Raw genomic sequence first — 26608 nt, forward strand, 5'->3', positions numbered from 1 at the left:
GTCGGATCAAGCCGGTTCTGAAAGCCACTGACGGATGATGGTGGCGGTCTCATTGGGGTTGCGGTCGGCAAGCTCGCCGACGCGGTGCACGGACTGGGCGTGGACCTGGCCCTGCACCTGGGCGACGTCGATCATCGAGGTCGCGGCGATCTGCGGCTGGGCCGGCTGCGGCGCAACCTCGGGCAATGCCGGGAGCGGCGCGGCGATCGCGGCGGCCGGATCGGCTGCCAGCACGCGCTTGAGCAGCGGGCGGACCACCATGAACACGACGATAATGCCGAGGATCAGCATCACGCCGAGCTCGACGAAATACATGATGTCGTCCTTGGTGAACTGGAACATGCCGAGGAAGCCCTTCGGCGCGTCGGTCGGGATCACCGACGGCACGTCGGCGAACCGCAGGTTCACGATCTCGACCTGATCGCCGCGCTTCTGGTCGAAGCCGATGGCGGAGCGGACCAGCGTGGCAATGCGGTCGAGGTCTTCCTTCGCGCGGGCGGCGTAGACGACCTCGCCCTTGTCGTTCTTGGTGTAGCTGCCGTCGACCAGCACGGCGACCGAGATGCGGTTGACGCGGCCGGCCTCGGTCACTTCGGTCTTGGTGACGCGGGAAATCTCGTAATTGTTGATTTCCTCGCTCTTCTTGCTCTGGTCTTTCGCGGTGGCGCCGCCGCCCTGGCCCTGGGCGCCGGGCAGCTCGTTGTTGACGGTGACCTGACCGTCATTGGCATTGGCGGTCGCGGCGGATTCTTCGCGCGACTGGCTGGAGCGCAGCACGCGGCCTTCCGGATCGAACTTGTCCGAGGTCTGGGTTACCTTGTTGTAGTCGAAGTCGGCGGTGAGCTGGACGCGGGCCCGGCCGGAGCCGACCACCGAGGACACGATGGTCTCGACCTGGTCGCGCATGCGCTTTTCGAACGAGGCGCGCCGCTCGTCGCCGCTGCCGCCGTCGGCCGCGCCGTCGCCGGCCGCGCCGTTGGCCAGCAACTGGCCGCTTTCGTCGACGATGGAGACGCGCTGCGCCTTCATGCCGTTGACGGCGGAGGCGACGATATGACGGATAGCGCGGACCTGTTGCGGCTCGAGCGCACCGCGGACTCGCAGCACGATGGAGGCCGAAGGTTCCGGGGTTTCGCGGGAAAACAGCGGCCGTTCCGGCAGAACCAGATGCACCCGCGCCGCCTGGATGCGGTCGATGGCCTTGATGGTGCGGGCCAGTTCGCCTTCGAGAGCGCGCAGGTGATTGATGTTCTGGACGAAGCTGGTGGAGCCGAGCGCGTCGGATTTGTCGAAGATTTCGTAACCGATGCCGCCGCCCTTGGGCAGGCCGCCTTCGGCGAGCTTCATGCGCAGCCGGGTGATCTTGTCCTTCGGCACCTGGATCACGGCGCCTTCGTTCTTCATCTCGTAGGGAATGCCCTGGCGTTCCAGATCCTTGATGATCGCCGAGGAGTCTTCATAGCTGAGGTCGGTGAACAGGGTGGCCATCGGCGGCGTGGTCACCCGCATGATGACGAAACCGAAGAAACCGACGAGCGCCAGCGTTACGGCGGCCATAGCCGCCATCCGCGCCGCGCCCAGACCTTTCAGGAAGGAAAACAGACCCTGCAACGAACCAGCCCCACAGATTCGGCGTCACGCACCGACTGGGCAGAATTTGCCTATCTATGGTTTCAATATGGTTAACGCCGGTTAACGGCTGAGGAGAAATCTTGAAATGCCAAAGACCGGCCTCTCGAAAAGAGGCCGGTTTTCAGAAAATTGCCGGAAATTTCTTGATATGGGTGGCGCGAGCGCCGGAAACTTACTGGCGGTACTGCTGGATGCGGGTGGTGCGCAATCCGGCCAGACCGTGCTGGTCGATGGAGAACTGCCAGGACAGGAATTCGTCAACCGTCAGGGTGTAACGGCTGCAGGCTTCCTCAAGAGAGAGGAGACCACCGCGGACTGCGGCCACAACCTCGGCCTTACGGCGGATGACCCACCGTTTGGTACCGGGCGCAGGTAGATCCGCGATCGTCAGCGGACTGCCATCTGGCCCGATGACGTACTTCACCCTCGGGCGGTGGGGTTCTGTCATGGTGTACTCACAAACTCGAAACAACTGAACTCGTGGGAACAACCTACCCCCGGCGGCTTAAAATTTACCTAAACCCAAGCCTCCAATACGATTCTCCTTCGATCTGCCCAAAACGGGACAGGCCGGTTCCGTGAGGGACCGGCCTGCGGGATGTGAAATGTCTGAGTCCGGATCGCGCTGTGTCAGCGGATCGTCACATCGTCAGCTCGATGCGGGAGGCCGCACGACGCGCTTGATCTGTTCGAGCGTGTAGTTCTTGCCGCCGATCGACAGCAGCGCCGGGCTCGCGGTGAGATCGACAGAATCAACCGTGCCCTGAACCTCGGTGGAGATCGCGACGTCCTTGCCATTGCTGTCTTTCGCCGTGACCGTCATCTTGTAGTCGCCGGCCGGCCACTTGGTGCCATCGGCGCCCTTGCCGTCCCAGACGAAGCTGGAATTTCCGGAGCCGATGGCGAAGCTGCCGGTGTAAGCGGTCTGGCCCGCTGAATTGGTGATGGTAATGGTCGCGCTCGAGTTCGACGGCGCGCTGAAATTCCAGGTGGCGTTGCCGTCGAAATGCGCGGTGCTGCCGTCAACCGCCACGGTCTGGCCGACGAACACCAGCGCTTGGGTCGATTGCGCGGTTTTCTCGATCTTGACCAGCGCTTCGAGCTGGCTGTTCGACTTCAGTTGCTGTTCGACCTGGGCGAACTGCACAAGCTGCTGGGTGAACTGGTTGGTATCCAGCGGGTCCATCGGATTCTGGTTCTGCAGCTGGGTGGTCAGCAGCATCAGGAAGGATTGAAAATTATCCGCGATGCCGGTGCTGCTGCCGCTTGTCGAACTCGAGCCGGAAGAGTTGTTTGTCGTGATGCCCGATGTCGGTATCGGCGCTGTGGTTGCATCAACCGCCATGATGATTTCTCCTCAGATCCTGATATCGACGCCGCTGCTCGCTCCGAGCATGCGGCCGTAGGTTCGCCCAGCGACCTGTGCGGGCACGGTGTCTTCTTCGGTGATGACGACGCGCTGGGAATTGCGGCCAGAGCCGTTGTCGCTATCGCGGCCGGACGATGACTGGTCGCGCAGGCTGAACTGCAATCCCGAGTCGCCGGTCTTCAGGCCGGCATCTTCCAGCGCCTGCTGAAGCCTCGGCGCATCGTTACGCAGCATGTCCAGCGTCGCCGGGCGCTCCACCGTCAGATGCGAGGTGACGTTGCCGTGCTTGTCGACGTCGAGGCGCACATCGATGCGGCCCAGCTCGGCAGGATCGAGACGGATGTCGAAACGGCTGTTGCCGCCGGCCGCGCGCAGCGCGATGTCCGCCGCGAGACCGTTCAGCGGCACCGGCGCGCTGTCTGCGAGCGCAGTATTCGCCGTCGGCACCGCGATCGCGGTCAGATTGGTGGCATGGGTCTGGATCGGTTGCGGCTGAATGCCGGTGGGAGGCAGCAAGCCCGGATCGGTCAGCAGCGTCTGTTGCGGCGTGGGAGCCGCGGCGTTGTGTTCGGCCTGCGGCCCAGCCTTGCCGGCATGCTTCTCGGTGTCGGCCTTGCCGGATTCCGCAGTCGCCTGCTGGTGCTGCGCCGTCTTGTCGTCGGTGTTCGCCGCGCCGGTTTCCGGCTTGATGGCCTGATCCGATACCGGCTTGGCCGACGGATCGGCGGCCAGCTTGCTGTCCTTGCCGTCCTTGGCGGGCGCGGCCTCGCCATCCTTTGCGAGGATTTCGGTCTTGCCGCTGTCGGACTTGATGACGGTCGCAGCAGCGGAGATCGTCGCGGCGGTGGTTTCCGGCGCTGTGGTTTCAGCCGCCGGAGTTGTCACGCCGGTTGTGACGGTCGCGCCGGTGGTGTTGGTTTCTGCAACGCCGGGCGTTTGCACCGCCGATGCGTCGACAGGCGTGGTGATGGCGGAGGCACTTGCGATAGCGGCTGTTGCCGCAACGGTTGTTGCCGCTGCCGCCTCGTCGCCCGTTGCAGTCGGCGCTGCTGCCGCGGCGATCACGACCGCGACGGGATCGATCACGATGGCGGGAATCACCGGCGTCACAGCGGCCACGGCTGCGTCGCTCTCAGCGCTGCTATCCTGCGGCTTGTCTTCGGTTTTGGTGTCGCCAGACGCGGCTTTGGTCTTGTCCGTGGATGTGTTGCCGGTTGCATCGGCTGGTGCGGATGACTGGCCGTCCTGTTTTGCCGTGCCGGACTCCTTACTAGAGGATGCGGTGGAAGCATCGGCCTGCGGCCGGTCGTTGTTCTGCGCGGGTGCGTTGGTTCCGCGCGCATCGCGGCGGGGCGCATCCGGTGCCGGGCGAGCCGGACGGTCTGTCTCCGAGGCCGCCGCTGCATTGCTGTCCACCAGTGCGGCAAAGTCGTCGGACGGCGGCTGATCGGCGCGCGCCTGTCTGGCCTGCGGATCATAGGCGGGCTTGGATACGGCTGGTTCCGGGGTAACGCTGAACACGGGCGGCCTTTCAGATTGATTGCTTCTTCTGTTCAGCAAGGACCGGGCCACCGGGAACGAACTTAAAACATGTTTAATTTCAATATCTTACATCAATCGATGGCCACCGACATGGGGCGCGGGGCCGGGGGCTTTCTGCCCAGCGGCAAGAATTTCCCCCTCAAAACGGGGCGGGTTTCATTGGAATAGATCAAGGCCGCCGCGATTGCCTCAGCTACGGTCGGACTATAGATAAAGAGCACCTGAAATGACCGGTTGCGGGCGGGCGAGTGATCCGGTTCTGACATTCGTATGATTTCTTCGCAGGCACTTTTGCGAATGTCAGAACCAAAGGATCACTCGAATTATAGTTTGCTAGTGTCCCTTCGTATCCGACGTTCGCTCGGGGGCGCTGCAGAGTGAAGCGAACGTCGGATACGGGACACTAGCCGTCCCGGCAACAGCAAGATCGGCCTCACTCATGCTCAACAGCCTCGACCTCGAAGGTCGCCCGGAAGACACCCGGGTCGTCGTCGCCATGTCCGGCGGCGTCGATTCCTCGGCGACGGCTGCGCTGCTGAAGGCCGAAGGCTATGACGTGGTCGGCATCACGCTGCAGCTTTACGACCATGGCGCCGCGACCCACCGCAAGGGCGCGTGCTGCGCCGGTCAGGATATTCACGACGCGCGCGATGTCGCGGCGCGGCTCGGCATTCCGCATTACGTGCTCGACTACGAAAGCCGTTTCCGCGAGTCGGTGATCGAGAGCTTCGCCGAGAGCTACGTGCACGGCGAGACTCCCGTGCCGTGCATCGAGTGCAACCGCTCGATCAAGTTTCGTGATCTGCTGAGCACCGCGCGCGAACTCGGCGCCAAGGCGCTCGCCACCGGACATTATGTCGCGTCGCGGCGTCAGCCGGATGGATCGCGCGCGCTGGTGTGCGCCGCGGATACCGACCGCGACCAGAGCTACTTCCTGTTCGCGACGACGCAGGATCAACTCGCCGACGTGCGTTTCCCGCTCGGCGATATGACCAAGGCGCAGACCCGCGAACTGGCGCGCCGCTTCGGACTGTCGGTCGCGGACAAGCACGACAGCCAGGACATCTGCTTCGTGCCGACCGGCCGCTATACCGACGTGATCGAGCGGCTGAAGCCGAAGGCGATGGAGCCCGGCGACATTGTCGATCTCAACGGCCGTGTGCTCGGCCGCCATCAGGGCATCGTCGGTTTCACCGTCGGCCAGCGCCGTGGCCTCGGCATCGCGGCAAGCGCGCCGCTTTATGTTGTGCATCTCGACGCGGAGACGCGCCGCGTCGTGGTCGGACCGCGCGAGGCGTTGAACGTGCGCAAGATCATGCTGCGCGACGTCAACTGGATCGGCGACGGTGAACTCGACCACGCCATCGGCGACGGCCTCGAACTGTTCGTCAAGGTGCGCTCCACCCGTCCGCCGCAGCCGGCCTGGCTGCGCCGCGTCGGCGGGACTTACGAGGTCGAACTGGTCGATGGCGAGGAAGGCGTTTCGCCGGGACAGGCCTGCGTGTTCTACGATGCGCCTGCCGGACAGGCCCGCGTTCTGGGCGGCGGCTTCATCAGCGCTGCGCCGCGCATGGTCCGGACAGCGGCTAGTGATCCGGTTCTGACATTCGCGCCATAATCTCAGCAAGCATTGTTTGCGAATGTCAGAACCAAAGGATCACTAGAATCATTATTTGCCAGTGTCCTTTCGTATCCGACGTTCGTACGAATGGTGTTGCACGGCGAAACGAACGTCGGATACGGGACACTGGTTTGTGCGAAGCCCTTGCCGGATAGCATGATCCCGAAAAGTGGACACCGGTTTTCGGATTAGATCATGCTGGCCAAAATGCTTCTGATCCTCCAAGAATGGTGAGATTTTCGGTGCGGATCGTGCCGGAACAATAACAAGTATTGCGTAACAGGGCGGGGACATGACCAACGATATCGACCGGGCCGGAGTAGCGAAAGCCTATGCCGCGTGGGCACCGGTTTACGACATGGTGTTCGGCAAGGTTTTTGACGAAGGCCGCAAGTCGACCATCGCTCTGGCAGATGCGATCGGTGGATGTGTGCTCGACGTCGGCGTCGGCACCGGGCTGTCGCTGTCGGATTATTCGCGCAGCACCAGGCTGCACGGCGTCGATATTTCCGAACCGATGTTGCGCAAGGCGCAGGAGCGCGTGCGCGCGCAGAACCTCACCAATGTCGAAACCCTGTCGGTGATGGACGCGAAGAATCTCGCGTTTCCGGACGAGGCGTTCGATGCGGTGGTGGCGCAATATGTGATTACCGCGGTGCCTGATCCGGAAGCGACGCTCGATGATTTCATGCGCGTGCTGAAGCCGGGCGGCGAACTCATTCTGGTCAACCATATCGGCGCGGAAAGCGGTCCGCGCAAAGTCTTCGAGATGTGCTTCGCGCCGCTGGCGCGCAGGCTCGGCTGGCGGCCGGAATTCCCGTGGGAGCGGCTGGTGAACTGGGCCGCGAAACATGGCGGCGTCACGCTGGTCGAGCGCCGCCCGATGCCGCCGATGGGACACTTTTCGCTGATCCGTTATCGCAAAGGCTGACAGCGCGCACCACGCGTGTTGCCTTGCTGGTTCGGCATGATCTGATCCGACAAACGGTTCCCGCCTTTTGGGATGATGTTGCAGGGAACATCCGCGCCGGCGGGCCGTTTTCCTCTCATGACAAGTAAACTCCCGATAGTGATGAGCGCTGCATTGGCGTTGCTGCCTGCTGTGAGTTTTGCGCAGGCACCGCCTGCGCCATCGACGCCGCAGGCGCAAACCGCGCCGCCAAATCCCGCGCGCACGCCGTCGAATTGTGTGCCGACCGAGGCGGTTCCACAGGAAGGCACCATCGCCCCGCGCGGCACCACGACCGGCCGCGCACCGGAATCGCTAGGCGACCGGCTGGCAAAATCGGACGGCGTGCTGTGTCCGCCGCCCGGCGTCGATCCCGAGATGCATGCCCCGACCCCGCAGGGTGGAGCGATGAAGGTGATTCCGCCGCCCGGCAGCCCCGGCGGCGATCCCTCGGTGCGGCCAAAGTGAGGTTTTTAGGCCTCGCGAAGCGCTCTTTACGGCTGATTGCGCGTGAAAAACCAATCAGATGGGACAGGGCGCGGTCATTGCTTGACAGGCATTTGGGTGACTTCTTATATGCCGCCGTTCGCGACCGCGAAGGCGGTTCGGACTGTGGCGAGGTAGCTCAGCTGGTTAGAGCACGGGAATCATAATCCTGGGGTCGGGGGTTCGAGTCCCTCTCTCGCTACCAATAAAAACAGGCCTTTCTCTAGCCTTTGCTCCCCAGCATCATTTTCGTACCACGCTACGTACCACGGCTTTCCTTGGTGCAGTCTGCCCAACGTTCGATATTTCAATGGGTTACGAGGGGGCCGCACGTCAGCTGAAAACTCACTGCGGCCGATCGAGAAACCAATGCAGCCACCGCCCAAGGATTCGTTCAGCGCCACATCCACGCATACGCGCCCCAATATCGATCGCGGGACTTGGCTTTGGGCAAGTGCGGCTGCTGTCGCAGCGAGGATCCAGCTTGTGCGCTCGAAGAGCCAAGCATGCGCTCGGGAATGCATCGTGTGCGGGACGCATAGACATGCCTGTCGCCGAACGCCCAGCTTACCGGCTGCGAGAGAGCCAAGCCAATAGCGGAGATCTTGGGCCTAGCGCGGCTTCGTTATCGCTGGCTTAGCTGGCTTTTGAGTGATCGATGAAAATCGCGGAAGGCCGATCTGGTAGCTATTGGCGCCGTCGACTTACGCAGCGAATCTTGCAGGAACACACGCGTGGTTTTCGAGACGGCGGCATACTTGTCGACGTCGGAAAGCGACTGCAGGTAGGGCCACTTCTGTAAGAATTCCGGTACCGACGCAGGTGGGTTGACGAACGATGCCAAGGGCCGTTCCTTCTCCGTAGCGACGCCAATTTCCCAAGGAACCCACTGGGACTCCCGTGTCTTTGTCGAGATGACCGCCAACAATTGTGTGCACTTCTCCATCTCGGCGCGGATGTACTCTGCGAGGTCCGGACCGCTACGCTCCAGATTGCGATCGATTACGTCGAGGTAAACATCGATCTGATGGATCGTCTTTAGCCTGTACGCGATGGCGCCTGCGACCTCCGAGTCCTCGTTCTTATGCGAGAGAAATACTTTGATTCCGTACATAGGAAATTCCGCAGTTAGGTCATGGTAATCGGGGAAGGAGATCGGACGACGACATTACCGGGACCGCCTTCCTTGCTTCGCCGACGACGGGTTGGTCTTTGTTTTCAATGGTATCGGCATCGCGAATATCACTTCCGAAATCCAAGCCTGTACGACTCTCGATGTCGGTGATCGCGACTCGCCATTGCGATACGTTCACGGAAGCCGCTGGACCAGGCTTAATTCCGCTGCCGCGCTGCTCAGAAAGCATTGCGAGTTGATCTACGACGAGACCAACGGATTTAATGCCCGATTTGCCTTTCCATGCGATCACTTTGAAGAATGACGATGGGATCTGCACGTCGTCGGACCACAGGTCGATCTTGTCGTCGAAGATCGGACCTTGAAATACGCTGATCTTGTTCTCGGTGTCCTCTGCGATCGCCCCGTTTTCGAGGACGTACTTTTCGGCACCCTGCCAAAACTTGGTGCCTTGGTTGAAGCGGAAGTGCTGCGGCGAGCAATTTGTCAGGTGATAGGTGTCAGCGTTCGCGCGCTGCGCCTGCTCGGCGGTGCCCCAGTTCGGATCCATGCGGCGGGTGAGGTGACCGCGGTCGAAAAGGTTCGACCAAGCTGTGTAAAAAGGTTGGCCAAGATAGAACGCATCGCTGACGCGGGGGTCGCTGTACCACGTCTCGCCTTCTGCACCGTCCTTGACGAGACCTGTGGTCCTGTCGATATCCAGATATCTTTTGCCGTCAATATTAGTGGCAGTGAACAAGGCCATTTTCTTCGACTTGTTGAGTTTAACGCTGAAGTGCTGATATCTCAGCTCGCCCTTGGCGGCGTCTTCTTCGTCAGCCCGCAGCGGAGCCACCTGTTTTGCGAGCTTTCCGGTGGGTTCCGGCAACGGAAAGACCACCCCTTTCACGAAGTTCGGATTGTATCCATCACGATTCGAATAGTCGCGATCAATCGCGATCTTTTCCGCGCCGCGCGTTAGTTCTTTCGGTAGACTTGGGGATGGTGCCCCGATGTGCGCGGTGGACGCACCCGGCACTCTTATCGTCACTTCAATCGGAATCGCGATTTTCATTTCGTTGGTCGGCAATTTGTCGGTCATGGGCGCTGCATCCTGGCGGAGCACGAGGCTTTCCTGGCTATCGGTGGATGGCCGGGGCGGCGAAAGCCGTTTTCCGCCCGAATGCGAATTGTTCTTGTTGGCGAGCTTCAAGGCCGCGTTCAGCAGCGCACGTTGCTCGTCCGGCAGTAATTGCAGTCGATTACTCAGGTCTCTAAAAACGGCACTGATACGAACGCCTTCGTTGACGTTGATCGGGATTGGGCGGCCTTGCTCGTCGGTCCGCTCGAGGAACGGTTCGCCGAAATGGTGAAGCGCTATCAGTTCCCATGCGTCGTTGAAGACCGGCGATCCCGACGATCCGTGCTCGGTGTCTGTCTCGTACAGTAGCGTCCGATGCGTGCGGTGTTGCAGCACGTTGTTTCGGACTGCGATCATCTTCGGAAGGCCATTCGGATGCTGGATGATGTTTACGTTCATGCCCAGCACATGCTTGTCATCGGAATCGGACAGTGCGCAGTACCCGAGATCAGCCACGTCGGCCGGGCCACTCGTTTTACTGCCGAGTGCGATCAGCGCGAAATCGAACTCCTCTTGTCGCGAAAAAATCGCGAACTTCGCGGGGTCGAGTTTGAAGGTGGTCGTGGGCCGCATAGTGCCGTCTTCTCCGGCCTCGCGGTCGAACGTCACCTGCGTGGCAGCCGCTGCCAAGGCGTCGGCGATGACGTGCTGGTTCGTCAGGAAGAGGTCGGGACTGATCAGAAATCCGCTTCCCACCGACCAAATTCCAGCGTTGTTGGATTCTACATACCCGACAGCGCGCCGCACGGCCGATCCGGCCGGCAAAAACCACGATGCCTGTAAATCGTCGGTGCCGACGATCGCCTCAGCCCCGCCCGACGGAAGCGTCCGCCTTTGTCTCTTTGCGGTATACAGCGCCATACGGGCACGGTCTGGCTCTGCCTCCCGCCACCGTTTGTCGTCCACCAGTTTTCGAACCCTTGCACGGTCGGCGCGGCTTGCCGCCACCGTTGCCTCGAACCTGGACTTGTCTGCGTTCATCGTTTTCCCATCCGTCTAGAGCAGACAGCATCTCATCATGAGAAGACGTCGGCGCGACGAAACAAGCTGGGGGAATCCCCGGGTCATCAGGACTGTGGTCGCCCGGTGGACTAGGGTATTGCGTTACTTGGGTCCCCGCGCAGTGTCCATGCACCCTAGGGTGCAATCGAACCGAGGTGTCGATGTCAGAGGAAGTGCATCCTTCAGATCCCGTAGTGGTCACCTTTGATCAGGTCGCCAAGGCATTGGGCACAGAAGAAGCCATTGGGAGCTTGGACGAGGCTTCGAAAAGGGACAATACCATCGCACCGGTGCAACGGGCTGCGATCATGGCGGGTGTCGGCAACGTGCTGGAGCAGATACGTCTGGCGGAGAAATCGGCTGGGGCGAAGGTGCTGACCACGCCTCATGATGCGAGGGCGGCACGCCTGCAGAGTCTTATTGCATCCGGAGAAGCCGCTAAGCTCACCTATGCCGCGCTCCCGACTGGCGGTTTAGAGGCGCTGTTTGATACCAACGACTGGTTTGGATGGGCGTCTGTTGCATGGGAAAAGCTGAAACACCTCACGCCTCATGCGATGGTCCGACCGAGGAATGCAAAGGCCTCAGCTTTCCCTGATCGCGCCCGCATTGCGGTGTTGGGGGACTGGGGCACCGGCCTTTACGGAGCGCCGAAGATCGCGGCTGCGGTGAAGTCAGACCCAGATCCGTTTGAGATCATATTGCATCTCGGCGATGTCTATTACTCCGGCACTGAAAAGGAGATAGCGCGGCGGTTTCTCGAGGTCTGGCCGCATAGATCCGGGTCAACGAACCGCGCTCTCAACTCAAATCACGAGATGTATTCCGGCGGCGACGCGTATTTTGATCGGACATTGCCAGCGTTCGGTCAGGACGGCAGCTACTTTGCCTATCAGAATGCCCATTGGACCTTGGTAGGCCTCGATGTTGCCTACATCGATCATGCAATCGATGACGAACAGGTGCAATGGTTGCTCGACGTGGTGCGAAATGCAGGCGACCGCAGGATCGTTCTTTTCTCTCACCACCAGCTCTATTCCAGCATTGAATCCGAACAGGGCACTAAGCTGTGGTCACATCCGGGGTTTGGCGCCCTATTGAGAAGCAAGCGCATATTCGCTTGGTATTGGGGTCATGAACACCGATGCACGGTGTTTGAGTCCCCGGACGCCAATTTCGGGATCTTGGGACGCTGCATCGGACATAGCGGCATGCCGCAGAGTCGGACTCCCACGATTGGGTTGAAGCGTGCTGCGGGCAGCGTGTACGAGCGCGCGGATTGGCGCGTCTGTCCAGCGACGACTGTGGAAGGCAATAAACTTGCGCGTGCCGTTGTGCTTGAGGGACCCAACGAATTCATCGTGGGTGAGGAGGAAAAGTTTCTCCCTCATGGATACGGTGTGCTGAATTTCGACGGGGTGCATCTGGAGGAAGAAATCCGCAGTGCAACCGGCAAGGTGATCTATTCGAAGCGTCTGGCGTAGGAGGTGATCATGTCGGACGACAAGGTTGATGCCCTTCTCGGCCGCGCGCGGCGGGCGCTTGGAACGAACACGGCCGCGGAGGCCGTACGGAAAGTGCGCGCGATTGTGGGCTCGAGGCGAGTACCGAACAGCGAAGACGAGGCACAGAAGGCCCTTGAATCCCTGCAGGACGGAAGAATTCCTTCGCCCTCCCAACTCGCAGCGCTGGAGGTAGTGATCCGGATGATGCGGCCTGTGATGCGGTCACGCGCCGGCGTGCTTGATGATTTGCCGGAGACTTCGAACAAGGATCTTCAGCCAGCCGCGCTGAAGGATGCCTGGAGTGCGTTCCGAGGAAAGGTTCACCCATACATCGGTTCTATCGGCCGGATAGAGGGGAATCAGAACCGACCCGTCGGCACGGGCTTCGTCGTGGGCGACGGGCTGATTGCAACCAACCGTCACGTTCTTGGGGTGCTGAGCAATGGTGCTGAAGCGATAACGGCAGGTGCTGCGCGGATCGTTTTCAAGCAGGAGGAGGGCGGTGGGAATTCGAGTGCAGATATCGCCGGTATCGTCGAAGTCGTGAGCGTTCATCCGAAGAAGGATATCGCGATTCTGCGGGCCGTGACGGCACAGCGTCGGCCGCTGGAATTTGCGGACTCGATTCCAGCGATCGGGGAGACCGTGGTGACTGTAGGCTTCCCAGGCAAAGATGAGAACAATAACCCGCTATTCCTGTCGTCGGTTTTCGACGGCAAGTTTGGCGTGAAGAGTGCCGCCCTGGGTGAGGTTCTCGACGGCACGGATGATCCTGATATTTTCCATGACTGCTCAACGACTCAAGGCAATTCAGGCTCGCCGGTATTCGCCGTCACCAGTGGCAAGGTGTCGGGGATACACAGATCTGGATATTTCATGTACCGCAATGAAGCCGTTGGGTCGGCTGAAATCCGCAAGTTGCTTTGAAGGGAAATGACCGTGGGACGTCGCGCTCTCATCATCGGCATTGAGAGTTATCCATCCGTCAATGATAACAGCATTGATAAGAGCCTGCCCGGCACGCTGGATGCAGCCAAAGCCTTCCGCGACTGGCTTACGTTGAAGTGGGACTCGGAGAATATTGTTGAAGCAGACAGGCAGATCATATTCTGCTCTGAACCCTCCGTGCCTGGCGGTAGGCCGGCAAGCCTAGATGACATCAATCAGGCGCTTCTAGATCTGAAAGCGGCCGGACAGGATGCAACCGAAGAATTCTTCTTTTTCTTCAGCGGGCACGGTTTCTCATACGTGACCGCGACAGCCCGTGCGGACATGCTCATCGCGTCGAATTATAAGTCGATGGAATTATCCGGTGTCAGTGCCTGCCTGAATTTGGATAAGGCAGTGTACTGGCTCAGGCAGTCGCTTGGGCCAGGTTTGCAGTATTATTTCGTGGACGCCTGTAGAAATGAACTCGCCGGAAAGGACATCGCGGCGGCAGCGCTCGGTTTGCCGAACAATCCGCAAACGACCGGGGAGGCAACGACCTTTCTGATGCAGTCTACAGCGCCGGCAGCAACTGCAGCGGCGGACGGTAAGTTTTCGGATGAATTGCTGGCCGGGCTGAAGGGTCACAGCACGGCCAAGACATGGGACGAGACCGATCCGGACGCAATGCTGGTGCGTTACGATACTCTGCGGATGTATGTCAGAGAGCGAATGAAGAACCAGCGCATCTACAACAAAGTTGAAGGTGAACACGGAGAGGCCGACGGCATTATCGCGCGTTTGAAGCCGGCACCTTCGTCGACGTGCGAGGTGCATATCAACGGTTTTACCGGGCCGGTGTCTGGTTTTGTGGAAACCTCTGGCCGTCGAACCGGTCGGCGGCGCACCGCGCTTTCCGGCCAGATAACCCAGCTTCGCATGAAGCCAGATCAGTACAGCGTGACCGTCGACGTCGCTGGAGGACGCCTGCGCGATAATACTCGCGACGTGACGCTGTTCGACGACGAGGTGCTGACTTTTGAGATCGAAACTGCTTCGCCGTCGCCCGTCTTTCCCCCCGCTTCACGAACACTGTCCGACATTGTTGTTCCTGGCGACATATCGATTGAGCTTCAGGAATTCGCGACAGGAAAGCGAAAGCTGTTCCGAGAGGACTCGAAGGGGGCGATACCTAAGGGTCGGTACGCGGCCACCGTCCGCGACAAGGATGATCGCGTCGTCAAGACGGACCTGGTCGAGGTGAAGGCTGGACAAGTCGTCGATGTGACGGACTGGTCGAATAGTGCGCCTCATGTCGCGATAGCGGCCCGACTTCCCACTTCCAAGGGGATGGTAGATTTCTCTGAATCTCTTGGCGGTCCGGTTTCGGATCCTGATCTCGGCATCTGGCTCGCGTTGCTAGGAGGCGGGAGGATCCTTGCGGGAAGTCCTCGAGCCGATTTCGCTAAGATTGCAACCTTTCCGCTTCATGACTTTTCAACGGCGGCGGCCGGCTCATCGCTTTTGTATGTGTTGGCCGGATTCGACGACCCAAGGACAAGCCTTGATATCGGCACGTGTCAGGTGAATGGACCGCCACGCTGGCATGCAGCTACACAACCTGGAGATCTCACGGGCGTTCGCCAGTTGTGCCTCCCGCTGGGAGCTGGACCCCAGTTGATTTCCTTCCGTATTGGGCAATCGCGTCCCTATACGATTGCGTCTCTGAGTTCGCCAAACCGGGCCACGTTAGTCACTCTCACGTTGGATGAGGACGGCGCCATGCAAGTGTCGCAGTACCTGCTTCCATTGGGCCATCTCTTGGGCCATCTGCATCCTTTTGTTGCCCAACGGATCGCGGGGCGCAATCAACTGGCTGACGTGAAGTTGCTGGCGGAATCGATGCGCGCTTTCCGCAAACGCCGCGACGTTTGGAAGAGCGTTCCAGATCGCGTCCTTGACGACATCCTCTATACTAAGTGGATTGATCCGATAGCCTCCGCTCTTGTTGCTTACGAGCTTATTCGCCGCGGCAGAACCGAAATGCTGCCGGAGGTCGTAGGCAACCTGTCGACCTATTTTCCGGATCTTCCCGACATTGCTGCGCTGACGAGGCTTGCCCATATGCGTCGGGTGCCTTATCGGGCCGTCCCGCTGTTTTTGGACGGTCTTCAGGCAATCGAAGGCGTCGAGGACAAGCTGCCGTTGCCAGCCGGCAGCCTCGACTACACGAGCCCTTGGACGGCTTGGCGCGGAGCGCCGGAGTGATGGGGGCCGGCAAAGGTCGTTTCGCGTCTTGTTGCCGGATGCGATAGGTTCGAATGCATGCAAGTAGGAATCACGGGTCATCAGGATCGGCGGGGGATCGATTGGGATTGGGTCGGGAATGCGCTGCGCGCCGAGCTGCGTAGCCGCCGAGGCGTCACCAAGGCTCTGTCATCGCTTGCGGCAGGAAGCGATCAGGTTTTTGCCCGCGCAGCTCTATCGATCGGGATTCCGGTGATGGCGGTTATTCCGATGGACGGGTACGAGAGGTTCTTCGCGCCTGAAGCCCGCAAAGAGTATGAAGACCTCGTGAGTCAGTGTGAGGTCAAAGTACTCAATTGGGTCGGGGACGAAAGGGCTGGTTTCTTCGCGGCAGGAAAATTCATCGTGGACAACAGTGATCTACTATTCGCCGTCTGGGACGGGGAAGAGTCAAAAGGCCTGGGCGGAACAGCGAATGTCGTCACGTTTGCCGTTCGCGCATCGAGGCAAGTCGTTCATTTCAACCCGATTACAAAGCGCGTAGTCATTATGACGGAAGATGGTCATGGCTAAAACGAAGGTTTTTGTAAGTTTCGACTACGACAACGACGAGACCTTGAAGGATTTTCTGATCGGACAATCGAAGCATAAAGACAGCCCATTCGATTTGGCAGATTGGTCCATTAAGGAAGCGCTGACCGGCAACTGGAAGGAAAAGGCGCGCAAACGCATCAAGGCGGTCGATGTCGTTGCAGTGGTCTGCGGCGAGCATACCGACAAGGCGACAGGGGTGAGTGCGGAGATCGAGATCGCCCAGGAGGAAAAAGTCAGCTATTTCCTGCTTGCTGGGTATGCAAACAAGACCAACAAGAAGCCGAAAGCGGCGAAGTCGACCGACAAACTTTACAATTGGACTTGGGACAACCTCAAGGTTCTGATCGGAGGCGGTCGCTAAATGAAAAAGGCTCTTGTGATTGGAATCGACCACTATCCGGTGAAGCCGCTGCAAGGATGCGTCAATGACGCAGAGGCGATCGCGAGCATTCTTGAGAAAAACGGCGACGGCTCACCGAATTTCTCCGTACGTCTGCACACAAGCGAGAAGGAAAGAATTACGTCAGCTTTCCTCGAAGAAAAGATCGTAGAACTTTTCAAGGGTGATGCGGACGTTGCACTTCTATTTTTTGCAGGGCACGGAATCATAAATCCCGCGACCAATGCGGGCTATCTCGTGAGTCAGGACGGAGCGAAGGGAGCTTGGGGCTCATCGCTCGCCGAGATAATGAATATCGCAAACAAAGCTGCGCCGCGCATCAAGTCCAGTGTCATTATTTTGGATAGTTGCCACTCGGGATACGCGGGCGAGCAGCCGGGCCTCGGTAATGACGCGGCAATCGGCGAGGGGGTAACGATACTCACCGCCTGTCACCGCGAGCAAACAGCAGGAGAGTCAAAGGGGCACGGTCTCTTCACGGAGATGCTGCTTGACGGGTTAAGCGGTAGCTCGGCCGACATCTGCGGAAGGATTACTCCTGCGTCGGTGTATTCTCACGTCGATCAGACACTCGGACCGTGGGAACAGCGCCCGATCTACAAGGCGAACGTACAGACATTCGTGACCCTGCGTGAGGTGGCTCCGAAAGTCCCGAAAGATGTGTTGAGGCGACTTCCGCTGTATTTCCCGGACGCTGCATATACTTTTCCGCTGGATCCCTCCTACGAGCCGGATCGAGCTAACTTCACCGAAGAGATGAAATCGAATTTCCCAGCAAATGAGGCGAACCAGCAGGTTCTAGCGGAACTGCAGCAGTGCAACAGGCACGGATTAGTGGTGCCGATTGGCACAGTGCACATGTATCACGCAGCCATCGAATCTAAGGCATGCAAGCTCACGGCGCTCGGCGCTCATTATCGAAAGCTTGCCCTAATGAACCGGATATTCTGATTTGCCTAGCCGTTCCCTGCGCACGACCCGCTTTTCGTTCAGAGTTTGTAGTTCAGCGCGATGAGGTATTGCCTCGCCTTCACGAGAGTGTCCTTATCCGTTCCATCGGTGTAGCGGACCGAGATGGACGATCCACCGTCCGCGGTGATGTTGAAACCGACTTCCGCCGCCCACTGAAGGGCATCAATCCCCCGATCGAATTCGCGATGGTACTGCAAGGTTAGATCAGCATAAAATCGGTTCACGAGACTTGGAAACGGTGCAACGCCGAATGCGTCGTAGACGCTCAGGTCTGGGAATGGGATCAGATGAAGGCGCGCTGTCCCGCCTCCCCATATGTAGTCTCCACGGGATAGCGCTGTGGATCCAACTTGATCAACGTGTTTCAGGTCGACTTCCGCACGTACCTGCCAGAACCAATTTAGATATGGTGAAGGTGGTGCTTTCAAAGAGCCGCCCAATCGGGCGTCGGAGGCTATGGGCTCCCAGGCCGCGGTGAAGCCGTATGCCCTGGCTTCGCCGCGGAAATCGGTTTGCGCGTAGGGGCTGGCAATAAGGAATTGATAGTCGAAGAGGGGACCTCCGATCACGCCGACCTGTGCATCCAATCCGCTCTTAAGGGCGCTTCGCTCGGATTTGGCTTGTGGAGAGCTGATGGTGCCTTGCCCGTCCACCCAGACTGCTACGGTCGAACCGAATAGCGAAGGTGTCCTGAAATCCGGGACGGCGTAGGGATCCTTCGGGAGCCCGGCGAAACATGGATTCATCGGATCGTTCTGGACGAGAACGTAAGACACGCGCCCATTGATGGTGGCCGAGTCGCTACGTGCGATGTCGTCATGGGTAAAACTGACGGAGGCACCCTTCGCCTTGTCGCGCGGCACCGTGCCAGTCATGAAAGACCCGTCGCGGAACTGGTATGTGTCGAGTCGATCCCTGCGGATAAAGAGACGTTGCTGCAGGTCGCAATCTTTCGGAGAGGGTTTCGATTCGATTTCTGGTGGAGGAGGAGGTGGGCGTGTTGCGGCAACCTTGTCGATTTCGGCGACTTTGCGATTGCTGAAGAACAGTACGTCTGTCTTTACCGATCTGGACCGGTCACCGAAGGAAGCGGTGCTCTCAGTACGCATTGCCTCAGCTTCAGCTGCGTCTATCTTGCCGTTGAAGTTCGTATCATACCTTGCAAGAACCGCATCCTGCGCGTGAAGTCGCCAGATGAGCGTTTCCGCCGCGTTCAAGACGCCGTCGCCGTCGCGATCGTAGGCTTTCGCAGAAAGCGTCTCGGCGGCATGAGCCGCGGTCGCAAACGAGAAGGCAAACATGAGAGCCGCTGTTCCGGACAGTTGAGACATATCTGTGCTTTCTAACTGACTTGCCAGCCCACGTGCTGATAGCTCAGCACTGCGGAATCGATCAGCTTGCCGAAATTCTGAATGTCACGGATTCCGATCGCGATGGGCTTCTGGGAAGTCCAGGGAAACTGCACTCCATGGAAAAGCGCACTTCTCCATGCGGGAAAATACGTCGGGCTTGCTTTGTTGATGTTGACCCAAAGAACAGTTCGACCGGTGCTGGGGTCCATGTTCTGGAAGAACTTCTCGATTGGAGTGTTGGGGTCGATCGAATGACCTTTCGCGGGGTCGTGTCTTGGATCGAAAAACCATTCCAGACGGTGATAGATTTCATCTTCGGTGATGGACCCGGCGGCGGTGGCTTGAAAGTCAACGTCGGCCGCCATTGCACCGACCTTCACGGTCTTCTTCTTCGGCTTCTTCATGGACGCCCCCTGATCCGCTTGGCGCGGCTTCGCCCTCAGCAAAGAGTCAACGGAGCTGAATGTTAACTAGGGAAAGCCCGGGCTTCTTGCATCGGACGGTCAGTCGATGATCTGAACCCGCCGCCCCGAGCGCTGTCCTTGAAGAGTTTGTCCATATCATCAGAGTGGTGGCTGGGGTGGGCACGAACGACGTGCGCCGGCGCGGACCCGCAATATCTCCTGCGCCTAAAGCGAATCTATGAAGTCATTGATGTTGTCGTCGCTCCAAACGAATGTCGAAACTTCTTCAAGCTTGGTTCGATCGGTCGAGTATGCCCAAATGCCTCGAATCTTCTTTTTTTCTTCCTTTGCGCAGGTGATCTCCCATTTTTGACCGCTCGATTTGAGCGAATCGTTACTGACGAGAACGATGACACCATCAGAGCGTTTGATTCGAGTTCGGACCCGATCCTTCCAGTCGCTGTCGTACGGATGCTTTACCGACATGTCGATGAATTCGTATGGAGCGCGGGGGTGCAAGGATTGACCCTTTAAAAGGTCGCGCTGTTTCTCGTCCTCAATTGCAAAAGCGATGAACACCACTTTTTTGTTAGCCACATTCGTCTCCAATGCAGAAAGCTGCCAGGTTCGATGATTGATCATTTTCGTAGGAGGGTCGGGACGGTAAGTATCCTAGGGGCTTCACGAGGATGCATGGGTTCAATGAAGGATAAAACTGGTGGCTCGGAGCGCTTGGTCATAGGAAGAAGCCAGTTAGCTCATTTCCGCCGGACCCGTTGAACGGAGGTCTGTCAAACACTCATTGGCCCGACAGACCCTGGCTTTTCGTGTTGTTTGATGCGTCTTGAACTGGCCCGATTTCGTCCGATCGCGTCTGATCTCGATACCAACCTCCGACCAAAAGCTCGGCAAAAGAGGTATCTAAATGCCACTTCGGGTAGGCGTCCAAAACCTTTCCCGACAACTTTAAAGTGGATCCCGGTCACTGCACCGCAGCCAAGCGCCAAACCTAGTGGACCCCCGAGTGTCCAAAGTCGTCCGATAGGCGGCACTTTATAGGAGAAGGGTTGCGCTCTATCGGGGGGCAGATGAGCGGCGTTGGACACGAGACGGGAAAGTCAGGTCGCATTTCGCGAGGCGCCGCAGTTGTCGGTGCCGCGGCTCTCGTCTTGATCATTGGATACTTTGCATTTCGTTGGGTCAGTCCCGCGCCGGAGGAAAAGTCCGTCGCCCAACAATGGAATGAGGCTATTAGTCGTCTCGGCATCGAGCCGGTCTATCCTCCTCAGGAAGACATCTCGGTGGGCGATGTGTTCGTCATTCTGACCGAAGACGCGTTGGGCAATGTTGAGAAGGAACCGCTTGCCGGAAGGGCAATGAAGCTATGGCACATCGACATGACGGAGAAGCTCGAGCGAGCTTATTCCGAGATTTACCGGTTTCCGGAAACAGCCGATCCACCGAGTGAAGGCAAGCCATGGAAGTTCGCCGCGGCTGAAGGATCGGTGTTCAAATCGAAATCGCCTCGCACGGATTTGCCGCTGGTCCTGTTTCCGGGATTCACCATCGCCAGCACGCGCTCTGCGGATTTGAGCGGCTCCTGGGCCCAGGGATTCAAAACCGCGCTGGGCGGTTCTGCCGCATCGGCATTGTCCACGGAGGTCAAGATCGCGGCGGCTGAAACCTATGGTTTGTCGACGCTCGTTTCAGAAGCTGCCTTGGAAAAATTCTGTACGGATGCAGTGTACGGCGTGGTGTGCACGGATGCGGGCGCCCGACGTCAGATGTCCATCATCGTGGGCAACAAGATCTACGATGAAGTGAAAGACCCGGCTTCTGGAAGATCCAAGCCGCGATTCTCAGTGGAGATAGCGCTCGTGACGCGAGTCTTTCTCGCGCGATCGATCCGCACGACGATACGGCGTGCGGGAAGCGCGAATGCGACTGGTTCAGCTACCGAGGGCGATGCGATTATTCCCGCAAATAGTCCTAAGGCCGAAAACGCCAAGCCGGGGGATGCACCGCCAGACCTTCTTGCGAAGCAGCCGGCGGCGATCGTACCCGGTTCGCCAGGTGTCGTGACTTCGCTGCAGTTCGGCAATTCCTCGATCATCTCGACCGTTGAAACTCTACAGAGACCGGTGGCTTTCGGCTATCGCTCTGTCCGATGGCAGCCCGGAGGCGCGCAATGACCAGGATGACGTCGCTGTTGCTGCTGACTTTGTTCGTTCAAGCTGCCGTCGCTCAAAACGCCCCGACGACCGTTCCGGCGGAATCAAACTGCTCGAAGGACGATGACGTCTGCCGGATGCTGACTAAACCGGCACCTGTCAAGGGAGGCCCCGGTTCAGGCAGTGGTTCGGGGACGGGTACCGGCGGCATTGGTTCGGGGACAGGTACTGGCGGTTCTGGCACCAACGCGATCAGGCCGGAACTAAGAGGCCTGCGGATCGACCGGTGAACAGTAGAGTTCGCGGGTCTCTTGATGAGGTGCGAAAGCCCATGAAGCGGACCGATGGAAGAAATGCATTCATCACAGATCTCGGCAAAGTGCTTGGCCGCTCGGATCCCGCCGTCCTCGCCGGCAGGTGTCGTGATGCGCGCCTCAAGGCAATTTGGATACGTGTCGGGCGAGGGGGAAAGCGCGATGCAAATCTAAGCTTGGCGAAGCTTCCTGCTATCAGGACGGAGCTTGCGGTTGTGGGTGTGGATCTTTGGGGATGGCACGTCCCCTTCTGTGCCGACAAGATTGCGGCGGCCGATGAGGCTGCAAAGGTTCTTACATGGTGCGACGATGCAAAGCTTGACGGTGTCGTCGTCGATGCGGAACGCACACCGGAGAATCCAAGATTCCGGGGGACGGAGCAGGACGCCGTTGCCTATCTAAAGCCTCTCACCAAGGGACTTGCTGATACGGACCGCGGCGTAGCCTTCTCGAGCCACGACCAGCCGTCGTTGCATGAGGATATGCCTTTCGCACCGTTTTTGGACTTCATCGAGGATGTATGTTCGCAAGTCTATTATACTTCCGCAAAGCCGGAGACGCGGCTCGGAAAATCGATGCGCGACTACAAAGCCCTTATGCCGGCCGGGGACTTTACCTCCCGCTACAAGCCTACCGGGAACATCACCATGACTGATGACGTGCGCTTCCCGGACATCGGCACATGCCTGGCGGCGACCTCGCGTTTCTTTGAACTCGTCAATACCGCCGGTTTTTCTTCGCGCAGTTTCTGGTGCTGGGACACGGCTCCGAATGAGATCTGGCGGATATTTTCCGACACCCCATCGCGCACATTTCGCCCAACCGACACGGAGAGAGTATGAATCTCGACACCGCGCAGCTCAAATTGCACCTTGTTCAGGATTACGTTCCCGTCGGAAACAGCAATCGTCCCGGAGACAAGCTCACGGCTTCATCAATCACCATCCACAATACGGACAATGGAAGTGCGGGCGCCAATGCCGCCGCGCACGCCCGATATATGAAGGGGCCGGACGCGCAGAAACGGCAGGTGTCTTGGCACTTCACGGTGGACGATAAGTTCGTTTATCAGAGCCTGCCCACGAATGAGGTGGCTTGGCACACTGCGACGTTGCAAGGGAATGCATCGAGCGTTGGCATCGAAATCTGCATGAACTCCGATCTAAATGTCGTCGCGTGCTACGATCGGGCCGCACTCCTGACCGCGTGGCTTGCTTATCGGCTGGGAATCCACGTCCCGAGTGCGATCTTTCAACATCACGATTGGTCGAAGAAGAATTGCCCGCGCGTGCTGCGTGCGACATCCAACGGCTGGAGTGACTTCCTTGCTAAAGTCCAGCGCAACTTCAAGAATTTAAAGCCGATCGATGCTCCGCTCATTTCCTATCATGACGATGATCACCACCATTCCGTTGCCTAGGACTTAGGACCTGCTACCCTTCTTGAGCCGCAACTTCGCGAAGCGATGACGGTTCCCCTCGCCCCAATGCTCGTAATTGCGATGCAATGTTTCGCGTGTTGTGCCGAGCATCTCCTCAGCGGCCATACCCGAGTATCCCGGTTGATGCGCGCAAGTGACGGCGGTGTGCTTGAGGACGTGAAGCGTGACGTCCCGACCAAGCCCGGCGTCGTCGCAGAGATCCCCATCGCGAGCCGATTGATCGCTCTCGATCTTGACCAGCAAGATTGCCCGACTTCCACCGCGTAACGCCAATAAAACGTCATACTGAAGCGAGCGAAGCAGCCGATCTATTGAGCTGCGATCTCGTAGCGCGGAGATCAACTGAGTGATGGACGCTGCCAACAAGCAACGCCGCGCCAGTAACTTACGTCGCGCAAATAGAAGCTAGATCTAACATGTCGCTGGGCGAACGGACGCAACCGGCGCGACGACATCCATCGTTGATTCAGTCTCTCAGCGATCCTGGTCGTGCTGACTGCGTGATCCGCTGGCCTGCCATGTGTATTCGCGGACAAAGTCGCGGCAAAGCCGGGGTTTCCCCGAGTACACCACCACAGCACGAGATGATTTTATCCCCGGCCTCAGAGAATGGAGCCGATGGATGATCGAAGCCTTTTCGATTGCTACCGCCCACCGCTTTCAGGACGCGTTGGCCTCCCAAGCGCGCCTGCGAAACGAAGTCTTCGTACGGCGGAGGGGCCTACAACACTCTACGTTTGGCGGACTAGAATTCGACGAGTTCGATACACCAGCAGCTACGTATCTAGTTTGGCGAGACGAGGACCGGGTTGTACGTGGACTGGCCAGACTGTTGCCGACCACACGCCCTTACATGCTGCGCTCCTACTGGCCGCACCTCGTTGTTGACGGCGAACTGCCGGCATCTCCTGCAATCCTTGAGGTTACGCGTGTTTGCGTCGACAAATCGCTTGAGCCTGCTCAACGAAAACTCGTCTTTCCCGAACTTCTATGCGCCATACAGGAGATACTCATGGCCACGGGTGGAAGCGGGATGGTCGGGGTGACAAAGGAGCATCTTCTCTCGCATTTCGTGCGCGAGGGAATTCGCTGGCTAGGCCCGGCGGCGGAGGTCGAAGGCGAGCTTGAACGGGCCTTCTTCGTGCCAACAGCGTCGATCCGGCCAAAGTTCCATTGTAGGAAGTATGGAATCGGACCTGTGGTTCTCGCCGACGTTGGAGAGGTCGCCGATGCGACTAGGGCGGCATGAGTACGCCGAGGGAAACGTCCAGTTACAAGGACACAGCGGGCAAAATGGCCGATGCGGTGTCTTACCTTTGTCGCGTGGCCGCCGAGGAGGGGTTTGAATGCATCATTCTAGACCTACTGGAAATTCGCGAGAAGCTTGAAATCATCGCTGCGGAGGCAGACGAGCCGAAGAAATCAGCATAGGCACGGCGGAGGAATTATGCATCTCGATGTCTTCGCCCGGAATGAATCGGAAGTTCGATATTACTGTCGAAAGCTTCCCGGCCTGCTTCGATCGGCAAACGGCGCCATCGTACGCGACTCCGACGGGCTTGAGTTTATCGACTTCTTGTCGGCTTGTGGATCGCTCAACTACGGCCATAATCATCCTCGGCTCAAGGCGGCGGCGATAGAGTATCTTGCTGGAGATGGCATCTTAGCGGGGCTCGACTTCCACACAGAGGCGAAGCTGGGGTTTGTCACCGAGTTACGCGAAATCATACTAGAGCCTCGTGGTCTGAACTACAAAATGCAGTTTCCCGGGCCAACCGGTGCGAACTGCGTGGAGGCAGCCATAAAGCTTGCGCGCAAAGCGACGGGCAGGTTTTCAATAGCTGCATTTACCAACGCGTTCCACGGTGTCTCGGCGGGGGCCCTCGCGGCCACTGCCTCTTCGTTCGCCCGTCGCGCGATGGAGCCACTTCTAAACGACGTCGTAAGGCTTCCTTTTGAAGGTTATTGCGACGCCGGCATCGACGATCTAAATCGTTTCGAAGTAATGGCGACAGATCCCTCCGGAGGAATAGTGCCAATCGCCGCCTTCCTCGTGGAAACCGTCCAAGGCGAAGGAGGGTTGAACGTTGCTTCCGTTGAATGGCTGCGCGCGCTTTCCAAGATGGCTCGGCGGCTCGGCGCCCTGCTTATCGTTGATGACATCCAGGCGGGATGCGGACGCACTGGTTCTTTCTTTAGCTTCGAACGAGCGGGCATCGAGCCGGACATAGTATGCATGGCGAAATCCATCAGTGGTTCTGGTCTTCCTATGTCGCTTCTGTTGATGAAGCCCGAGCATGATGTTTGGGATCCGGGCGAGCACAACGGAACCTTCCGAGGGAATGCGCTCGCTTTCATCACCGCTGCAGCGGCGTTGCAGTTCTGGAAAGAAGGCCTGATGACGGATGTCTCGGGAATAGGAAAAATACTTTCTGACTGGTGTGCAAGAATGGCAGGCGAATTTCCCAAGGCAATCAAATCCAAAGGGCTCGGGATGATGCAGGGTCTGGAATTTTTTGATCCCCGAACGGCCGCGCTCGCTGCCGAATACTCCTTGCGGCATCGGGTTATGATCGAATGCTGCGGGCCGCGGGACGAAGTCCTCAAGGTAATGGCACCTTTGAACATAGAACGTTCGTTGTTTGAGGAAGGTCTCGCCCGACTTTCGGCGGCTGTGCGTGAGGCGGTCGTTATGGCGGAAATCCGCTTGATCGCTTCACAGGGGAATCAAGCCCCCCTTGATCCCTATGATCACGGCAGTGATGCGGTTACTCGCGCCGAGCTTGCGCATCGCGTTGCTTAGGTGAAATTCGACCGTCTTCTCCGAAATCTTCAGGATCTCTCCAATCTCCCAGTTCGTTTTCCCTTCCTTGCACCATCGCAGGCATTCCAACTCTTGCGCGGTAAGCGCTATCGTCTCGTATTCGCGCCGGTCTGCCAATTCACAATACTTCAGCCAGTATTGGACGCTGAGCATATAGATGTGGGTCATCCTTTGCGAAGGCACATGATCGTTGTCGCGCAGGCTGAGGCTAATGAGGTCAACTTCGTGGCCGGTCCCACGAATAGGGATCGTGATTCCGGAGTGCACGCCCAACTCGCGACATTTCTCAAAGAAGGACTTTTGCTCTCGCGAGAAGCCGCCACGAGAATAGGTGTCTGACCATCGGAACGGTCCCCGCGCAGAGTGCACGCGTTGCACCACCGGGTCGATCCGATCCCACTCCTCCGCTTTGTAGTTGTCCAGATATCCGGCTGGGAATTCGCTCCAAGGGATGGAGACCAAGCGTCGGTTGTTTGCTCTCGCGAACACCGCATTCTCGTAGCCTTCTTCCGCTACAGCGGACAGAAACAACTTCTTCAAAGCTGGCGCGGAGCCAATATTCTGCGTGCTTTCGATGAATTCCTCGATATGCGCGACCATG

Annotated in this window: 26 protein-coding genes and 1 tRNA gene; 16 read left to right on the forward strand and 11 right to left on the reverse strand. The window is 58.6% G+C overall.

Annotation, left to right across the window (positions count from 1 at the left end; translation table 11 throughout):
• Window positions 1-6 precede the first annotated feature (6 nt).
• The 4 genes from fliF to HNQ36_RS26570 all read right to left on the reverse strand — a co-directional run bounded on the left by fliF (window position 7) and on the right by HNQ36_RS26570 (window position 4522).
• Window positions 7-1611 (reverse strand): flagellar basal-body MS-ring/collar protein FliF, encoded by a 1605-nt coding sequence (gene fliF / locus HNQ36_RS13525; RefSeq protein ID WP_184085831.1) that lies wholly within the window; start codon window positions 1609-1611, stop codon window positions 7-9.
• A 193-nt stretch (window positions 1612-1804) separates the two neighbouring features.
• The gene (sciP, locus tag HNQ36_RS13530) at window positions 1805-2080 is read right to left on the reverse strand and encodes a CtrA inhibitor SciP (RefSeq protein ID WP_002714638.1); all 276 of its coding nucleotides are present in this window, start codon (window positions 2078-2080) and stop codon (window positions 1805-1807) included.
• 201 nt (window positions 2081-2281) lie between these two features.
• Entirely contained in the window at window positions 2282-2977 is a 696-nt protein-coding gene (locus tag HNQ36_RS13535) for a flagellar hook assembly protein FlgD (protein WP_184085833.1), read from the reverse strand.
• 12 nt (window positions 2978-2989) lie between these two features.
• Window positions 2990-4522: a flagellar hook-length control protein FliK gene (locus tag HNQ36_RS26570; RefSeq protein WP_184085836.1), complete on the reverse strand. Its 1533-nt coding sequence runs from the start codon at window positions 4520-4522 to the stop codon at window positions 2990-2992.
• Window positions 4523-4982: 460 nt separating this feature from the next.
• Here HNQ36_RS26570 and mnmA point away from each other — a divergent pair, with 460 nt between their 5' ends.
• The 4 genes from mnmA (at window position 4983) to HNQ36_RS13560 (ending at window position 7804) form a co-directional block, all read left to right on the forward strand.
• Entirely contained in the window at window positions 4983-6161 is a 1179-nt protein-coding gene (mnmA, locus tag HNQ36_RS13545; protein ID WP_184085838.1) for a tRNA 2-thiouridine(34) synthase MnmA, read from the forward strand.
• Between the two features lie 295 nt (window positions 6162-6456).
• Complete coding sequence (locus HNQ36_RS13550; protein WP_184085840.1) at window positions 6457-7095, forward strand: class I SAM-dependent methyltransferase; 639 nt, start codon at window positions 6457-6459, stop codon at window positions 7093-7095.
• Window positions 7096-7212: 117 nt separating this feature from the next.
• Window positions 7213-7581 (forward strand): hypothetical protein, encoded by a 369-nt coding sequence (locus tag HNQ36_RS13555; protein ID WP_184085842.1) that lies wholly within the window; start codon window positions 7213-7215, stop codon window positions 7579-7581.
• A 146-nt stretch (window positions 7582-7727) separates the two neighbouring features.
• Window positions 7728-7804: transfer RNA gene (locus HNQ36_RS13560), tRNA-Met, on the forward strand.
• A gap of 420 nt (window positions 7805-8224) precedes the next feature.
• Here the strand turns inward: HNQ36_RS13560 and HNQ36_RS13565 are convergent.
• Window positions 8225-8713 (reverse strand): toll/interleukin-1 receptor domain-containing protein, encoded by a 489-nt coding sequence (locus HNQ36_RS13565; protein WP_184085844.1) that lies wholly within the window; start codon window positions 8711-8713, stop codon window positions 8225-8227.
• Between the two features lie 19 nt (window positions 8714-8732).
• A complete protein-coding gene (locus tag HNQ36_RS13570; RefSeq protein WP_184085846.1) occupies window positions 8733-10835 on the reverse strand; it encodes a DNA/RNA non-specific endonuclease in 2103 nt (700 codons plus the stop codon).
• Between the two features lie 182 nt (window positions 10836-11017).
• On the opposite strand from HNQ36_RS13570, the gene HNQ36_RS13575 reads away from it, so the two are divergent.
• From HNQ36_RS13575 to HNQ36_RS13600, 6 genes are read left to right on the forward strand one after another with little or no spacing between them, the layout of a single operon-like run.
• Window positions 11018-12340 (forward strand): metallophosphoesterase family protein, encoded by a 1323-nt coding sequence (locus HNQ36_RS13575; protein ID WP_184085848.1) that lies wholly within the window; start codon window positions 11018-11020, stop codon window positions 12338-12340.
• A 9-nt stretch (window positions 12341-12349) separates the two neighbouring features.
• A complete protein-coding gene (locus HNQ36_RS13580; RefSeq protein WP_184085850.1) occupies window positions 12350-13288 on the forward strand; it encodes a trypsin-like serine peptidase in 939 nt (312 codons plus the stop codon).
• Between the two features lie 12 nt (window positions 13289-13300).
• The gene (locus tag HNQ36_RS13585; protein WP_184085852.1) at window positions 13301-15556 is read left to right on the forward strand and encodes a caspase family protein; all 2256 of its coding nucleotides are present in this window, start codon (window positions 13301-13303) and stop codon (window positions 15554-15556) included.
• A 57-nt stretch (window positions 15557-15613) separates the two neighbouring features.
• Entirely contained in the window at window positions 15614-16108 is a 495-nt protein-coding gene (locus HNQ36_RS13590) for a hypothetical protein (protein ID WP_184085854.1), read from the forward strand.
• Window positions 16101-16490: a TIR domain-containing protein gene (locus tag HNQ36_RS13595; RefSeq protein WP_184085856.1), complete on the forward strand. Its 390-nt coding sequence runs from the start codon at window positions 16101-16103 to the stop codon at window positions 16488-16490. Before HNQ36_RS13590 ends, HNQ36_RS13595 begins: the two co-directional genes overlap by 8 nt.
• Entirely contained in the window at window positions 16491-17480 is a 990-nt protein-coding gene (locus HNQ36_RS13600) for a caspase family protein (protein ID WP_184085858.1), read from the forward strand.
• A gap of 38 nt (window positions 17481-17518) precedes the next feature.
• On the opposite strand, the gene HNQ36_RS13605 is transcribed toward HNQ36_RS13600, so the two are convergent.
• From HNQ36_RS13605 to HNQ36_RS13615, 3 genes are all read right to left on the reverse strand, one after another.
• Window positions 17519-18832, reverse strand: a complete 1314-nt coding sequence (locus HNQ36_RS13605) for an EF-hand domain-containing protein (RefSeq protein WP_210312002.1) — start codon at window positions 18830-18832, stop codon at window positions 17519-17521.
• 11 nt (window positions 18833-18843) lie between these two features.
• The gene (locus HNQ36_RS13610) at window positions 18844-19257 is read right to left on the reverse strand and encodes a hypothetical protein (protein ID WP_184085862.1); all 414 of its coding nucleotides are present in this window, start codon (window positions 19255-19257) and stop codon (window positions 18844-18846) included.
• 225 nt (window positions 19258-19482) lie between these two features.
• Entirely contained in the window at window positions 19483-19854 is a 372-nt protein-coding gene (locus HNQ36_RS13615; RefSeq protein ID WP_184085864.1) for a TIR domain-containing protein, read from the reverse strand.
• A 491-nt stretch (window positions 19855-20345) separates the two neighbouring features.
• On the opposite strand from HNQ36_RS13615, the gene HNQ36_RS13620 reads away from it, so the two are divergent.
• The 3 genes from HNQ36_RS13620 (at window position 20346) to HNQ36_RS13630 (ending at window position 23162) form a co-directional block, all read left to right on the forward strand.
• Entirely contained in the window at window positions 20346-21449 is a 1104-nt protein-coding gene (locus tag HNQ36_RS13620) for a hypothetical protein (protein WP_184085866.1), read from the forward strand.
• A 310-nt stretch (window positions 21450-21759) separates the two neighbouring features.
• On the forward strand, window positions 21760-22584 hold the full coding sequence (locus HNQ36_RS13625; RefSeq protein ID WP_184085868.1) for a hypothetical protein: 825 nt from the start codon (window positions 21760-21762) through the stop codon (window positions 22582-22584).
• The gene (locus HNQ36_RS13630) at window positions 22581-23162 is read left to right on the forward strand and encodes a peptidoglycan recognition protein family protein (RefSeq protein ID WP_184085870.1); all 582 of its coding nucleotides are present in this window, start codon (window positions 22581-22583) and stop codon (window positions 23160-23162) included. Before HNQ36_RS13625 ends, HNQ36_RS13630 begins: the two co-directional genes overlap by 4 nt.
• 3 nt (window positions 23163-23165) lie before the next feature.
• On the opposite strand, the gene HNQ36_RS13635 is transcribed toward HNQ36_RS13630, so the two are convergent.
• Window positions 23166-23426: a hypothetical protein gene (locus HNQ36_RS13635; RefSeq protein WP_184085872.1), complete on the reverse strand. Its 261-nt coding sequence runs from the start codon at window positions 23424-23426 to the stop codon at window positions 23166-23168.
• A 379-nt stretch (window positions 23427-23805) separates the two neighbouring features.
• Between HNQ36_RS13635 and HNQ36_RS13640 the strand changes: the two genes are divergently transcribed.
• Genes HNQ36_RS13640 through HNQ36_RS13650 form a run of 3 tightly spaced genes read left to right on the forward strand, consistent with a single transcriptional unit; the run spans window position 23806 to window position 25986 of the window.
• Entirely contained in the window at window positions 23806-24432 is a 627-nt protein-coding gene (locus tag HNQ36_RS13640; RefSeq protein ID WP_184085874.1) for an acyl-homoserine-lactone synthase, read from the forward strand.
• A gap of 44 nt (window positions 24433-24476) precedes the next feature.
• Window positions 24477-24614, forward strand: a complete 138-nt coding sequence (locus HNQ36_RS13645) for a hypothetical protein (protein ID WP_184085876.1) — start codon at window positions 24477-24479, stop codon at window positions 24612-24614.
• Between the two features lie 16 nt (window positions 24615-24630).
• The gene (locus tag HNQ36_RS13650) at window positions 24631-25986 is read left to right on the forward strand and encodes a diaminobutyrate--2-oxoglutarate transaminase (protein ID WP_184085878.1); all 1356 of its coding nucleotides are present in this window, start codon (window positions 24631-24633) and stop codon (window positions 25984-25986) included.
• Here HNQ36_RS13650 and HNQ36_RS13655 read toward each other — a convergent pair.
• The gene (locus HNQ36_RS13655; RefSeq protein ID WP_184085880.1) at window positions 25900-26607 is read right to left on the reverse strand and encodes a helix-turn-helix transcriptional regulator; all 708 of its coding nucleotides are present in this window, start codon (window positions 26605-26607) and stop codon (window positions 25900-25902) included. The two genes, HNQ36_RS13650 and HNQ36_RS13655, sit on opposite strands and share 87 nt — an antisense overlap.
• Window position 26608 lies beyond the last annotated feature (1 nt).

It is taken from the genome of Afipia massiliensis, assembly GCF_014203115.1.
Classification (GTDB): Bacteria; Pseudomonadota; Alphaproteobacteria; order Rhizobiales; family Xanthobacteraceae; genus Afipia; species Afipia massiliensis.